Here is a 12886-nt window from a genome sequence, read left to right as displayed (position 1 = left end):
TGCGCCGGTTCTCACCGGCACAGCCGCTCACGAGACGCGGGTGAGCGAGCCGGTCAGAGACGGCGCAGAACCGCCACGACCTTGCCCAGGATCGACGCGTCGTCGCCGGGAATGGGTTCGTACGCCTCGTTGTGCGGCATCAGCCACACGTGCCCGTCCTTGCGTTTGAATGTCTTCACCGTGGCCTCGCCGTCGATCATCGCGGCGACGATGTCCCCGTTCTCCGCGGCGGGCTGCTGCCGGACGACGACCCAGTCGCCGTCGGTGATGGCCGCGTCGACCATCGAATCGCCGGTGACGCTCAGCAGGAACAGTTCGCCTTCGCCGACGATCTCGCGCGGCAGCGGGAAAACGTCCTCGACGGCCTGTTCGGCGAGCACCGGACCGCCTGCCGCGATCCGCCCGACCAGCGGCACGTACGCCGCCTTCGGGACGGACGGCTGCTGGTCCATGTCGATGCCCATCGGATTGTCGTCCGTGGACGCGAGCACGCCCACCGCGCGCGGCCGGTTGGCGTCGCGGCGCAGGTAGCCCTTGCGCTGCAACGCGCGCAGCTGGTGCGACACCGACGACGTGGACGTGAGCCCCACCGCCTCGCCGATCTCGCGCACGCTCGGCGGGTAGCCGAAACGGCTCACCCACGTGCGGATGACGTCGAGCACTTGCTGCTGGCGGACGGTCAGCGTCTCGTCCACGTCGTACACCTCCGGCATGGCGCTCACCTTCCCCGTGCTCTCGTGGCCGGATTCGCGCGCGGATCGTGCGGACGCCTTGCCTCGCGAGGCCGTTTTGGCCCCTTTCGCCGCGGTGCCCTTCACCGTGTCCTTCTCCAACGCTGCGTCGCCTCCAGCCGTCCCGCGGCCGCCGTGTCGGCGTCCCGCGCGTGTCCGCGTGCGCCGGTCCGGGATCCGCGTTTTCCGCGAACGCCCGTCCGGCGGCACCCGCCGGAGCCGGTCCGGCAGATGTCCTGGTCACCGACGTTAGCCACCGCGCGCGACGATTTCAAACATCTGTTCGATCGACACGCCGTGTCCTCTCGATTTTGTCGGTGCGGGGTGGTAGACCTTCGCACGGACGTTCGATAGAACGCCTGTTCGATCTGGACCGCTGCGGCGCAGGTGTACGGCCCGGACCGGACGGATCCGCAGGTCACGAGGAGGTTCCGTCATGTCGATCCTGGCAGATCGCGGGCTCGTCCGCCCGCTTCGGCCCGTCCCTGCCGACCGTCCCGCCGAGGGCGGCGGTGCGTCGGAAGGGGCGGTCCCGTCCCGGAGGACGCCCGGGTCCGGCGGTCCGGCGCGCCGGTCGCGGCGGCGTGCGGAGAGCGTCGATGCCACCCGAAAGGATGGTGTTCCGGAGGAGGTCGAAGCCGGAACGGGTGCTGATCCGGGCCTGCCGGGCGGTTCCGGCGAGGTCGTGGAGCTTCGCGGCCGGACCGGCGCCCGGCGCGGCCCCGCTTCGGATCGGTCCGCCGAGGGTTCGCGCGGCGAGGCGGGCCGCGGCGACTCGCGGCGGGGCCGGGGAGGTTCGCGCGGCGAACCCGTGCGGCGGCGCGCCTGGCAGGCGGCGGCGGAGGCCGGACTCGCCGGTGGCGAACTGGCTGACTCCGGACGGTCGCTGCCCGGCGATGCGTCCCGGCGCACCGGTGCGCGGTCGACGGAAGTGCCCGCTGAGTTCGTGTCCCCGGCCGAGTCGATGCCGCTCGGGCGAGCCGCGAGCGAGGCCCTCGGGCGGGCCGGTGCGGCGCGGTCGGCCGCGAAATCGGCCGGTTTCTCGTCCTCGGCCGAGCGCGGCGCGCAGGCAAGTGCAGCCGAGCTGCGCTCCGGCACCGCTGTCCGGTCCGGTGAGCGAGCCGGTTTCCAGACGTCGACTCGGTCGGTCGTCGAAACTGAAGAAGCTCTGGTCCGCAATCCTCGTGAGGCGCGTGGCCGCACTGCGGTCCGGTCTGCTGAGCGAGCCGGTTTCCAGACTTCGACTCGGTCGGCTGTCGAAATCGAAGAAGCCCCTGCCCGCAATCCCCGCGGCCGCACCGCGGTCCGGCACATCCCCGCCGCCGTTCCGGCCAATCCCGGCCGCACCGCGCGCGAGCGGCGCGGCGAGCCGTTGCGGCCGCCGTCCCGGGCGCGGGTCGTCGCCGGACGGCGCGGCGGCGTCGCCTGCCAGACCGCGAACCGGCCGTCGGTGCGGTGGCCGTGGCTGTTCGCGATCGCTTTCGCGGCCTGCCTGATCGTCACCGGGCTCGGCGTCTTCGGCTCGGGGGTGTCCAGCGGCCCGGTGCCGTCGCAAACCGCGTCCGTTTCCGTGCAGCCCGGCGATTCGCTCGGCGCGCTCGCCGCCCGGTTCGCGCCGAACGCCGACCAGAGCGCGGTCGTCGAACGCATCAAGGAGCTCAACAACCTCGACGACACCGCGCTGCTGCCCGGCATGCCGCTCACCGTGCCGGTCGCCTGGTCCGGCAACGGTTCGGCGGGGGAATCGAGCGGGGGATCGGGTTCTGCCGGATGATGACTGTCGGAAACCACCCGGTCGCATCTTGCGCAACCGGTCTTTCACCCTCTCGGGTTTCTTGCGCCCGCCCCGGAGGCGATCTATGGTCTACCCCTATATCTAGTAGTTACACCGCTGTAGTTGGTCCACAGGTAGGGGTAGACTGGCGGCAGTTGTCCACAGCCGGCCGGCAGTTGCCCACCGGGTGTCCACAAGTCGATCACCAGGCGCGGGGTCGCGCGCGGTGACCGCGGTCCAGGCCGTAGCGTGGCGGCAGGGGCCGGTTGGGACAGGAATCGACCGGCGCGGAGGGGAAGGTGATCGGCGGATGAGGTGCCCGTTCTGCCGGCATGCGGACTCTCGGGTCGTCGACTCCCGAGAGGTGGACGAGGGACAGGCGATCCGGCGGCGGCGTTCGTGCGCCGAGTGCGGCCGGCGTTTCACCACGTCGGAGACGATGGTGCTGGCCGTGGTCAAACGGTCCGGAGCCACCGAGCAGTTCAGCCGGGACAAGGTGGTCAACGGCGTGCGGAGGGCCTGCCAGGGCCGTCCGGTCGACGACGACGCGCTGCAGAAGCTCGCGCAGCGCGTGGAGGAGTCGATCCGTTCCGCCGGACTGGCCGAGATCCCCAGCCACGAGGTCGGCCTCGCCATCCTCGGCCCGCTGCGGGAACTGGACGGCGTCGCGTATCTCCGGTTCGCCAGCGTCTACCGCTCCTTCTCCTCGGTCGAGGACTTCGAGAAGGAGATCTCGGACCTGCGGAAAGCCATGGCGGGAACTGCGGAGGACCAGGAAGGCGAGCGCGCCGGCGACGACTGAGCCGTCACCGGGTCGCGGGGAGCGAGGGACAGGACCGCATGACCGAAACCGTGGGAACCGGCGCTGCGGCCGGACAGAACAAGAAGCCGAACAAAGGCCTCACCGTCCGGCGGGTCTTCACCACCGAGGGGACCCACCCCTACGACGAGGTCGCGTGGGAGACCCGCGACGTCGTCATGACGAACTGGCGCGACGGCAGCGTCAACTTCGAGCAGCGCGGGGTCGAATTCCCCGAGTTCTGGTCGGTCAACGCCACCAACATCGTCACCAGCAAGTACTTCCGCGGCGCGGTCGGCAGCCCGCAGCGCGAGAGCAGCCTCAAGCAGCTCATCGACCGCGTGGTGCGCACCTACGTGAAGGCCGCCGCCGAGCACGACTACTTCGCCGGTCCGTCCGACCTCGAAATCTTCGAGCACGAACTCACCTGGATGCTGCTGCACCAGGTCTTCAGCTTCAACTCCCCGGTGTGGTTCAACGTCGGCACGTCCTCGAAGCAGCAGGTGTCCGCCTGCTTCATCCTCGCCGTCGACGACACGATGGAGTCGATCCTCAACTGGTACCGCGAGGAAGGCCTGATCTTCAAGGGCGGCTCCGGCGCGGGCCTCAACCTCTCGCGGATCCGGTCCTCGAAGGAGCTGCTCACCTCCGGCGGCACCGCTTCCGGCCCGGTCTCGTTCATGCGCGGCGCCGACGCGTCCGCGGGCACCATCAAGTCCGGCGGAGCCACCCGGCGCGCGGCGAAGATGGTCGTGCTCGACGTCGACCACCCGGACATCGAGGAGTTCATCCAGACCAAGGCGCGCGAAGAGGAAAAGATCAAGGTCCTCCGCGACGCCGGGTTCGACATGGACCTCTCCGGTTCCGACATCTCGTCGGTGCAGTACCAGAACGCGAACAACTCCGTCCGCGTCTCCGACGAGTTCATGCACTCCGTCGAGAACGGCACGGACTTCGGCCTGCGCGCCCGGCTCACAGGCGAGGTCATCGACCGCACCGACGGGAAGAAGCTGTTCCGCAGCATGGCGCAGGCGGCGTGGGAATGCGCCGACCCGGGAATCCAGTACGACAGCACGATCAACGACTGGCACACCTGCCCCGAATCGGGCCGGATCACCGCGTCCAACCCGTGCAGCGAGTACATGCACCTCGACAACTCGAGCTGCAACCTCGCGTCGCTCAACCTGCTGAAGTTCGTGTCCGAAGAAGGCACGTTCGACGCGCCGCTGTTCGCGAAGGCCGTCGAGTTCGTCATCACCGCGATGGACATCTCGGTCTGCTTCGCCGACTTCCCGACCGAGCCGATCGCCGACACCACGCGCAAGTTCCGCCAGCTCGGCATCGGCTACGCCAACCTCGGCGCGCTGCTGATGGCGCTGGGCCACGCGTACGACTCCGAGGGCGGCCGCGCGCTCGCCGCCGCGATCACGTCCCTGATGACCGGCGTGTCGTACCGTCGTTCGGCCGAGCTGGCCGGCGTCGTCGGACCGTACGAGGGCTACGCCCGCAACGCCGAGGCGCACCAGCGCGTCATGCGTAAGCACGCCGCGGCCAACGAGCTGGTCCGCACCTATCACAGCAACGACGCGGCGGTCCGCGCGCTCGCGTCGCAGGAATGGCAGCAGGGCATCGAACTGGGCACCCGCAACGGCTGGCGCAACGCGCAGGCCTCGGTGCTCGCGCCCACCGGCACCATCGGCTTCATGATGGACTGCGACACCACGGGCATCGAGCCGGACTTCTCGCTGGTGAAGTTCAAGAAGCTCGTCGGCGGCGGGTCCATGCAGATCGTGAACCAGACCGTGCCGCGCGCGCTGCGGGTGCTGGGCTACCAGGCAGAGCAGGTCGAGGCGATCGTCGAGTACGTCGCGCAGCACGGCCACGTGGTCGACGCGCCGGGCCTGCGCCCCGAGCACTACGAGGTGTTCGACTGCGCGGTCGGCGACCGGTCCATCGCGCCGATGGGCCACGTGCGGATGATGGCCGCGGTGCAGCCGTTCATCTCGGGCGCGATCTCGAAGACGGTCAACATGCCGGAGTCGGCGACCGTCGAGGACGTCGAGGAGATTTACTTCCAGGGCTGGAAACTCGGCCTCAAGGCGCTCGCGATCTACCGCGACAACTGCAAGGTCGGCCAGCCGCTGTCCACGGGCAAGAAGAAGGAAGCCGCGGCCGAGACCGAGCCGGAGAAGGTCGTCGAATACCGCCCGGTGCGCCGTCGCCTGCCGAAGAAGCGCCCGAGCCAGACGGTGTCGTTCACGGTCGGCGGTGCCGAGGGCTACCTGCACGCGGGCTCGTACCCGGACGACGGTCTCGGCGAGATCTTCGTGAAGCTCGGCAAGCAGGGCTCCACCCTGTCCGGCGTGATGGACGCCTTCTCGATGTCGATCTCGGTCGGCCTGCAGCACGGGATCCCGCTCGAGTTCTACGTCTCGAAGTTCTCGAACCTGCGTTTCGAACCGGCGGGCATGACCGACGACCCGGACATCCGGATCGCCACGAGCGTCATGGACTACCTGTTCCGCCGCTTGGCGCTCGACTACCTGCCGTACGAAAAGCGGGCCCAGCTGGGCATTTTCACCGCGGACGAGCGTTCGGCGGAGGTCGAGGCGAACTACGGCGGGCAGAACCTCGAGATCGAGGCGCTGCGCAGCAGTGTGGATTCGTCGCCCGCCCGCGCGGAAGAGTCCACAACGGACACTTCGTCGCGTGACGCGCACAGCACGGCCGAGCTGATGGAACTGCACCTCGGCAAGGCGGCCGACGCACCGCTCTGCATGACCTGCGGGACGAAGATGAGGCCCGCCGGATCGTGCTACGCCTGCGAGGGCTGCGGGGCTACTTCCGGCTGCAGCTAAGCGTTTCTTCGATACCTGAACGACTGGTCGGGGCTGGGGCAGCTGTGCTGCCTCAGCCCCGGTTTTCGTCTGCTGACAGCTGCGCTGCCCGTCCAAGTACGTCACGTACTTGACGTACTTGCTTTCGCGAGGCATGCTGGTGGGGACCGGCTGGGAGGCTGACATGTCCGCTGTGCACTACGACACCTACACCGATGCGCGTGCACATTTGAAAGATTTGCTGGATGCTGCTGAGAAAGGGCTCGTCGCGACAGTTCGGCGCGATTCCGCGACGACCGCCGTGGTGGATGTCGTGCGCTTGCGCCACGTCCTCGCGTCGGTCGTTCCGTCGCACGCTCAAGTCGTCCCCGAGGCTGGCGGCTGGTCGGTGTTCATCCCGGGGCTGCCGGTGTCCGCGGACGGCGCGTCGTTCGACGAGGCGGTCGACGAAATGGTCGACGCACTGCGGGAGTACGCGGAGGATTGGCAGGAGCGTTTGCTGAACGCTCCGAATCACCGGGACAACTGGGGGCTGGTGCAGCTGATCAGCTTCAGCGACGACGCGCAGCTACGCGAGTGGCTTGTCGGTGCCGTGCAATGACTTCCTGGCCCCAGCCGACCCGCGACGACCACGAGACGTTCTGCAAGGTTGAAGAATGGCGCAGAGTGCGCGACGCTCGCGGGCGAACGGGAACGCATCACGTCACGTACGAACTAGATCTTGTCGACGGCCGGATTCTGCGTACCCGCATCTCGCATCCGGTCGACCGCAGCGGTTATGGACCGAGCCTGTGGAAGCACATTCTCCGTGACCAGCTCGACGTCGACGAACCAGTTTTCTGGTCCTGCGTGCAGGACGGCGTCAAACCGGCTCGCGGGACACCTGAGCCACCGGCCGAGGCCCTGCCCGCCGATCTCGTGTACTTGCTGCTCTCGCGCGTGGGCCTCGAAGAGTCCGAGGTGGCCGGGATGAGCAAGGACGAGGCGGTGGCCAGGGTTCAGCGTTACTGGACCGAAAACACTTGATCAGGCGACGACGTTTCAGGGCGCTGACGGCAGCATCTGTGCGACCCCTTCGCCGAACGACCAGTCCACCTCGTGGTTTTCCGTCAAGCTGAAGAACACATTCCTCGGCTCGATCCCCGTCGACTCGGCGATGAGTTCCGTCGTTCGTCGGTACAGTGCGGTTTTCTGCTCGTTCGTGCGCCCGGCGCGCAAGGTGATGGCGATGTACACGATGTCGTCGTCGCGGTGGACGCCGAAGTAGCCCGGGTCGTAGCGCAGGCGGTCGGCGGCGTGGCTGTTCAGGATCTGGAACCGGTCGTCGACGGGGACGTCGATGGTTTCGGTCATCGCCTGGTGCACGGCTTCGCCGATTGCGGGGAGGCGGTCGGCATTGGGTTCGGACAGCACGTCGATGCGGACGAGCGGCATGGGAGGACCTTTCAGCTCAGCTGGTCGAGATTCGGTTGGGACAGGTGAAGAACCCGGTAACGGACGTCGGTGTCCTCGTCCGGCGTGGTGGTCCAGAGGGTGAAGCGCACGGCTTCCCAGCGGTGCGGGTCGATGGCCAGCGCGGTGGTGTGCACGGCCGGGTTTTGGGACAGGTGCGCGAGTTCGTCGAGTTCGCGTTCGATCGCGGCAGACCCCGATGACAGCGGGCGCACGCGTTTGGTCGCGAAGCTTGGGGCGGTCGCGCGCGCCGGACCAGGCAGGCAGCGAGCGCCGGTCCAATGCTGCACTGGCGGGCGGCCGAAATCCTGGACTATGCCGTCGAATCCGCCGCCGCCCCAGAGGAATTGGCTCATTCCGGCGGTGTCGGTCCACAAATAGAAAGGCGCGTACTGGTTGTCGCGCACCAGATACGCCTTGAGTCCCAAACCGGGGAATGTGTCGGTGCGATGGCCTCGGGTCGCGACTCGGTGTTCGATGTCGTATCCGGCGGGCAGGTCGATTTCGTACTGCATCGCGTACATCGGCGTCACCGTCGGCCGAGAAGGGCGAGTGCTCCGCGGATTGCTTGGTCGAACGGCTCGACCGTGCCGGATGATCGGGCGAGGACGTACCCGCCTTGCAGTACCGCGACCAGCGTGGTTGCCGTCGCGGCGGGGTCGAGATCGCTCTCGAGTTCGCCGTTTGCGATGCCCTCGGCGAGCACTTCGGCGAGGCGGCCGCGCAGCCAGTCGAACGTTTCTTCAAGCGGCGCACGCAATTCCGGGTTCGTGACGATCTCGGGATCCAGTGCCAGCCGGCCGACCGGGCAGCCGCGCAGGACGTCTCGTTCGCGCAGCAGGTAGGCGGAGACGCGTTCGACCGCGGTGGTGCCCTGGGTGAACGCGGCCTCGGCGGAGGCGCGCAGATCGTCCGCGTTCTGCCGGATCGCGGCGAGCGCCAGGTCCGCCTTGCCGGTGAAGTGGTGGTACATGCTGCCCTGCCCGGCCCCGGCGCGTTGCTGGATCGCCTTCGGGCTGGTGCCGACGTACCCCCGCTCCCACAACAGGTCCTGGGTGCTCGCGATGAGCTGGTCTCTGGTGGACATGGCCACAGCGTACATACTAGTAGGTACAGAGACAAGCGATGGGGGCAGACCCTACCGCGGAGAGACCGGCTGACCGCATGGTTCGGATGATCTTGCCCGGGCAGGCTGACCGGGAAGCGAACGAAAGGACTTCTCCGTGATCAAGTCTGCTGGCCGCCGGGCGGTCGCCGTGACGATGGCCGCCGCGGTGTGCACCGCCTTGTTCTCGACCGGCACTGCCGAAGCGATCGTGAAGGGCGGTGATTCGTCACAGCGCTACTCGTTCATGGCGTCCATACCGGAGACAGTCAGCCAGACCGGCGACCGCGGCGTGTGCGGTGCCTCGCTGATCGACCCGCAGTGGGTGCTGACCGCGGGGCACTGTGTGGACGCGAACCTCGTGACTCCGGACGGCACTGTCCGGATCGGCAGCGAGCGGCAGCATTCCGGTGGGACCGTCCGGCGGATCGCGCAGGTGATCACGCATCCGGGCTACGCGCTGCAGAGCGAGACGATTCCCTTCAACCGCAACGACGTCGCGTTGATCAAGCTGGACCGTCCGGTTGCCGAGAGTCCGATCCGGCTGGCGTCGAGGCCAGGTGTGCCCGGGACGCCGACGCGGCTGCTCGGGTTCGGCACCACCGTGGACACGAACGACGCAGCCAAAGCAAAGTTCCCGGAACGGTTGCAGGAACTGGACGTCCGGCGCGGCGCGGAGTCCGAATGCGCCCCGGGCTACGCGGGTCGGACGCGGTTGTGCACGGTCAGCCCGAGGCCGGAAGCGATGGCGTGCATCGGCGACTCCGGCGGCCCGCAAATCCGGCGCGGAGCCGGCGGACGGTGGGAGCTGATCGGGGTGACTTCGGGGCCGGGCACCGCGCGGTCGGCTTGTGCGGGCGGGCCGGGGCTGTACAGCAGCGTGCCCGCGTACGCCGACTGGATCCGGCGGACGATCTGGGCGAATCGGGGAGGAAACTAGCGGCTGTGACTCTCGTGTCGGCGGGCTACCGCGCCGTGCGGCGGACCAGCGAATTCGTGTCGATCAGCGAGTGCGTCGCGGAGGTGCACGACGACTGGTTCCGCGATCTCGCCTTCGCTCGGCAGACCGGGCTTCACGTGCTCGAGGTGGGCTTCAGGCCGGACGAAGCCGGGCCGATCGTCAGCGAAATCATCGCGGACGGCTGGAATCGCGAGACCAGCGTCGTCGTCGGGCGGATCGCGGAAGGTGCGAGCACGTCCGGCGAGTTGCTCGGCTTCGAGCTGGTCGGTTACGACGAGGGACTCTGGCACACCTGGCGCTGCCTCGGCGGCCTGGTCGACGACGTCCGGGCAGCCACCGGCATCGTGCCTGGACGGCACGGGCTGATCGAGAGCGAGGACGCTGCCCGTCAGGCGGCCCGATGGCTCACCGAATCCGGTTTAGGCGACCCGAAAGTGTTCCACTGGGCCGCCGTGGGGTTGTTCGTCCCGTAGCTCCACCGAATCTCCACAACCTCCCCGCCGCAACGGCACATCCACGCGGCAGCATGACCGCCGTGGAGTGGAGTTCGGTGTTCGAGGCGGAGGCGCGGCGGCGGAAGGTCCGGCCGCAGCCGGCGTGGGGGAGCGGGGTGCGGCTGGATCCGGTGGTGGCGCGCAGCGTCCGGCGGTTCCAGCACCAGCCGGACGAACTGACTGCGGAAGACCGGCGGCTGGTCGCCCAATTGCTCGAAACCGCGAGCCAGCCGGGGAAAAGCGACGTGATGAGTCAGCTGATCGCCGACGTTCTCGCGCTCGGCTACTACCGCGCGTTGCGGGACGGCACCCGCGATCGGGTCACCACGGAGGTCGCCGCTCGCGTGTTCGCCGGGTTGGAACGGCGGCTCGGCTGTCACGTGGATCGGTTGCGGCGGCAAAGAATCACCGCGAGCGCGAGATGGCGAGCCAGAGCGGTACTGGAAACCGGCGGCGTACTAGTCGGCCACGGGCGGGCGTTGCGGCGGCTCGGTACGCCGTGGCTCGCGTTCGTCACCGACGCCTGGGCTCAGTTCGAACGAGCGCTCGCGGATGTCCACAGAGGACCGTCGGTACGCCCGGGGCCGCGCGTGCGGGCGCGGCCCCGGGGGCTGGTCTAGGAAAGCTTCGACCAGAGGAATTCGTACGCGACCGCCGAACGGAACGCGAGCTGTTCGTTGTCCGCGGCTGCTCCGTGACCGCCTTCGATGTTCTCGAAGTACTCCACGTCGTGGCCCTGCTCGCGCATCCGGGCGACCATCTTGCGCGCGTGCCCGGGGTGCACGCGGTCGTCGCGCGTCGAGGTCACGAAGAGGATCGGCGGATAACCGACGTCCGCCGAAACGTTGTGGTACGGCGAGTATTTCGAGATGTACTCCCACTCTTCCGGGACGTCCGGGTCGCCCCATTCGGCCATCCACGAGGCCCCGGCCGGCAACAGGTGGTAGCGCTTCATGTCGAGCAACGGCACCTGGCACACGATCGCGCCGAACAGCTCCGGGTAGCGGGTGAGCATGACGCCCATCAGCAGCCCGCCGTTGCTGCCGCCCTGGATGCCGAGCCGTTCCTTCGTCGTGATGCCCCGTGCGACGAGATCGCGCGCGACCGCGGCGAAGTCCTCGTACGCCTTGTACCGGTTCTCCTTCACCGCCTGCATGTGCCATTCCGGACCGTATTCGCCGCCGCCGCGGATGTTCGCGACCACGTACGTGCCGCCGCGCGACAGCCAGGACCGGCCGACCACCCCGCCGTACGACGGAGTCAGCGAAACCTCGAAACCGCCGTAGCCGTACAGCAGCGTGGGGCCGTTTTCCGCGCCCGGCGGGCGGACCACGAAGTAGGGGATCTTCGTGCCGTCGTCCGACGTCGCGAAGTACTGGCTGACCTCCATCCCGGTCGCGTCGAAGAACTCCGGAGCCTGCTTGAGCACCTCGACGTCGCCGCCGACGACGCCGCGGGTGAGCGTGGACGGCTGGACGTAGCTGGAGGAATCCACCAGGTATTCGTCATCGACGTCCGGTTCGGTGTCCACGATCTGCGCGCTGCCGAATTCCGGCGCACCGCCCAATTCCGCCTCGGCCCAGCCGTCCGGGCCCGGCGTCAGCACGCGCAGCTCCGACTTGACGTCGTGCAGAGTCGCGAGCAGGAGATGGTTGCGGGTCCACGCGTAGTAGTCCAGCGACGTGTGCGCGTCCGGGGTGAACAGCGCGATGAAGTCGCGGTCGCCCGACTTGAACGCGTCGTAGCTGATCGCGAGCAGCGTGCCCGCAGGATGCTCGGCGCCGCCGACGGTCCACGCGCTGCGCGGGTGCACGAGCAGCCATTCGCGGTGCGTGGACACCTCGACGTCCTCGGGCAGGTCCAGTTTGGCCAGTCCGGACGGCGTCCGCTCGAAATACTCGGTGCGGTAGAAGTCGATCGCACGGCGCACGAAATCGCGTTCGAAACCCTCGGTCGGGTCGTGGACGCCCATCACCGCGACATCGTCCGGCTTGCCCTCGGCGACCAGCACCGCGTCCTCGATCGGGGTGCCGCGCCGCCATTCCTTCACCAGCCGCGGATAGCCCGACGTGGTCAGCGAGCCCGGGCCGAAGTCGGTTCCGACGTACACCCGGTCGGCGTCGATCCACCCGATCCGGTGCTTCGCCTCGGGCAGGGTGTAGCCGTCCGCCACGAACTCGTGCGCGTCGAGGTCGAACTCGCGGACGACGGTCGCGTCCGCGCCGCCGCGCGACAGCTGGACCAGGCCGAGCCGGTGTCCGGGGCGCAGCACGGCGGCGCCCTTCCAGACCCAGTTCTCGTCCTCGGCCGCGGCGAGCGCGTCGACGTCGAGCAGGATCTCCCAGTCCGGTTCCTCCGTGCGGTACTGCTCCAGCGTGGTGCGCCGCCACAGCCCGCGCGGGTGTTCGGCGTCCTGCCAGAAGTTGTAGTAGTGCGTCCCCCGGCGCACGACGTACGGGATCCGGCCGCCCGCGTCGAGCACCTCGCGGATCGAGTCCCGCAGCTGCCCGAACCTCTCGCTCGCGGTGAGCACGTCCAGCGTCTCCGCGTTGCGCGAACGGACCCATTCGAGCGCCTCGTCGCCCGTCACGTCTTCCAGCCACAGGTACGGATCTTCGACAGTCATAACGTCCAGTCTCGCTGCCGGTCGCGGATCAGGCCAGGAGCCCGGCGTTCCCGTTTCGTGATCCAGGGCGGCTCGCGGTCTCCGTATGCTGGCCGGGAGGGGGAGGA

At 68.6% G+C, this 12886-nt stretch carries 13 protein-coding genes; 8 read left to right on the top strand and 5 right to left on the bottom strand.

The window, feature by feature from the left end; all coding sequences use genetic code 11:
* Nucleotides 1-53: 53 nt before the first annotated feature.
* Nucleotides 54-713 (bottom strand): transcriptional repressor LexA, encoded by a 660-nt coding sequence (gene lexA / locus AB5I40_RS14890; RefSeq protein ID WP_037810096.1) that lies wholly within the window; start codon nt 711-713, stop codon nt 54-56.
* A gap of 454 nt (nt 714-1167) precedes the next feature.
* Between lexA and AB5I40_RS14885 the strand changes: the two genes are divergently transcribed.
* From AB5I40_RS14885 to AB5I40_RS14865, 5 genes are all read left to right on the top strand, one after another.
* The gene (locus AB5I40_RS14885; RefSeq protein ID WP_370939083.1) at nt 1168-2505 is read left to right on the top strand and encodes a LysM peptidoglycan-binding domain-containing protein; all 1338 of its coding nucleotides are present in this window, start codon (nt 1168-1170) and stop codon (nt 2503-2505) included.
* A 310-nt stretch (nt 2506-2815) separates the two neighbouring features.
* On the top strand, nt 2816-3307 hold the full coding sequence (nrdR, locus tag AB5I40_RS14880) for a transcriptional regulator NrdR (protein WP_037809784.1): 492 nt from the start codon (nt 2816-2818) through the stop codon (nt 3305-3307).
* Nucleotides 3308-3345: 38 nt separating this feature from the next.
* Nucleotides 3346-6162, top strand: coding sequence for a vitamin B12-dependent ribonucleotide reductase (locus AB5I40_RS14875; RefSeq protein WP_370939082.1), 2817 nt, complete (start codon nt 3346-3348; stop codon nt 6160-6162).
* Nucleotides 6163-6325: 163 nt separating this feature from the next.
* A complete protein-coding gene (locus tag AB5I40_RS14870; RefSeq protein ID WP_370939081.1) occupies nt 6326-6742 on the top strand; it encodes a prevent-host-death protein in 417 nt (138 codons plus the stop codon).
* Complete coding sequence (locus tag AB5I40_RS14865; RefSeq protein WP_370939080.1) at nt 6739-7167, top strand: cytotoxic translational repressor of toxin-antitoxin stability system; 429 nt, start codon at nt 6739-6741, stop codon at nt 7165-7167. The genes AB5I40_RS14870 and AB5I40_RS14865 overlap by 4 nt, the downstream gene beginning before the upstream one ends.
* 15 nt (nt 7168-7182) lie before the next feature.
* Here the strand turns inward: AB5I40_RS14865 and AB5I40_RS14860 are convergent, their stop codons facing one another.
* The 3 genes from AB5I40_RS14860 to AB5I40_RS14850 are packed head-to-tail and all read right to left on the bottom strand — an operon-like array spanning nt 7183 to nt 8680.
* Complete coding sequence (locus AB5I40_RS14860; RefSeq protein ID WP_370939079.1) at nt 7183-7575, bottom strand: tautomerase family protein; 393 nt, start codon at nt 7573-7575, stop codon at nt 7183-7185.
* Between the two features lie 11 nt (nt 7576-7586).
* Nucleotides 7587-8117, bottom strand: a complete 531-nt coding sequence (locus AB5I40_RS14855) for a DUF4865 family protein (protein WP_370939078.1) — start codon at nt 8115-8117, stop codon at nt 7587-7589.
* A 5-nt stretch (nt 8118-8122) separates the two neighbouring features.
* Nucleotides 8123-8680 (bottom strand): TetR/AcrR family transcriptional regulator, encoded by a 558-nt coding sequence (locus AB5I40_RS14850; RefSeq protein WP_370939077.1) that lies wholly within the window; start codon nt 8678-8680, stop codon nt 8123-8125.
* Between the two features lie 136 nt (nt 8681-8816).
* Here AB5I40_RS14850 and AB5I40_RS14845 point away from each other — a divergent pair, with 136 nt between their 5' ends.
* The 3 genes from AB5I40_RS14845 to AB5I40_RS14835 are packed head-to-tail and all read left to right on the top strand — an operon-like array spanning nt 8817 to nt 10773.
* On the top strand, nt 8817-9638 hold the full coding sequence (locus AB5I40_RS14845; protein WP_370939076.1) for a trypsin-like serine protease: 822 nt from the start codon (nt 8817-8819) through the stop codon (nt 9636-9638).
* A 5-nt stretch (nt 9639-9643) separates the two neighbouring features.
* Nucleotides 9644-10132, top strand: a complete 489-nt coding sequence (locus tag AB5I40_RS14840; protein WP_370939075.1) for a hypothetical protein — start codon at nt 9644-9646, stop codon at nt 10130-10132.
* A gap of 53 nt (nt 10133-10185) precedes the next feature.
* Entirely contained in the window at nt 10186-10773 is a 588-nt protein-coding gene (locus tag AB5I40_RS14835; protein ID WP_370939074.1) for a hypothetical protein, read from the top strand.
* On the opposite strand, the gene AB5I40_RS14830 is transcribed toward AB5I40_RS14835, so the two are convergent.
* Nucleotides 10770-12779: a prolyl oligopeptidase family protein gene (locus tag AB5I40_RS14830; RefSeq protein ID WP_370939073.1), complete on the bottom strand. Its 2010-nt coding sequence runs from the start codon at nt 12777-12779 to the stop codon at nt 10770-10772. The genes AB5I40_RS14835 and AB5I40_RS14830 overlap by 4 nt on opposite strands.
* Nucleotides 12780-12886 lie beyond the last annotated feature (107 nt).

It is taken from the genome of Amycolatopsis sp. cg13 (genome assembly GCF_041346965.1).
Lineage (GTDB): Bacteria > Actinomycetota > Actinomycetes > Mycobacteriales > Pseudonocardiaceae > Amycolatopsis.
Note: the sequence above shows the minus strand (reverse complement) of the source record. Positions and strands in the feature narration are given on the sequence as shown.

Bases quoted from the DNA above. Each gene is read 5' to 3' on its own strand.
- AB5I40_RS14875 (WP_370939082.1), top strand. From the start codon at position 3,346: ATGACCGAAACCGTGGGAACCGGCGCTGCGGCCGGACAGAACAAGAAG.
- AB5I40_RS14860 (WP_370939079.1), bottom strand. From the start codon at position 7,575: ATGCCGCTCGTCCGCATCGACGTGCTGTCCGAACCCAATGCCGACCGC.
- lexA (WP_037810096.1), bottom strand. From the start codon at position 713: ATGCCGGAGGTGTACGACGTGGACGAGACGCTGACCGTCCGCCAGCAG.
- AB5I40_RS14830 (WP_370939073.1), bottom strand. From the start codon at position 12,779: ATGACTGTCGAAGATCCGTACCTGTGGCTGGAAGACGTGACGGGCGAC.
- AB5I40_RS14850 (WP_370939077.1), bottom strand. From the start codon at position 8,680: ATGTCCACCAGAGACCAGCTCATCGCGAGCACCCAGGACCTGTTGTGG.
- AB5I40_RS14885 (WP_370939083.1), top strand. From the start codon at position 1,168: ATGTCGATCCTGGCAGATCGCGGGCTCGTCCGCCCGCTTCGGCCCGTC.
- AB5I40_RS14865 (WP_370939080.1), top strand. From the start codon at position 6,739: ATGACTTCCTGGCCCCAGCCGACCCGCGACGACCACGAGACGTTCTGC.
- AB5I40_RS14835 (WP_370939074.1), top strand. From the start codon at position 10,186: ATGACCGCCGTGGAGTGGAGTTCGGTGTTCGAGGCGGAGGCGCGGCGG.
- AB5I40_RS14870 (WP_370939081.1), top strand. From the start codon at position 6,326: ATGTCCGCTGTGCACTACGACACCTACACCGATGCGCGTGCACATTTG.
- AB5I40_RS14855 (WP_370939078.1), bottom strand. From the start codon at position 8,117: ATGTACGCGATGCAGTACGAAATCGACCTGCCCGCCGGATACGACATC.
- nrdR (WP_037809784.1), top strand. From the start codon at position 2,816: ATGAGGTGCCCGTTCTGCCGGCATGCGGACTCTCGGGTCGTCGACTCC.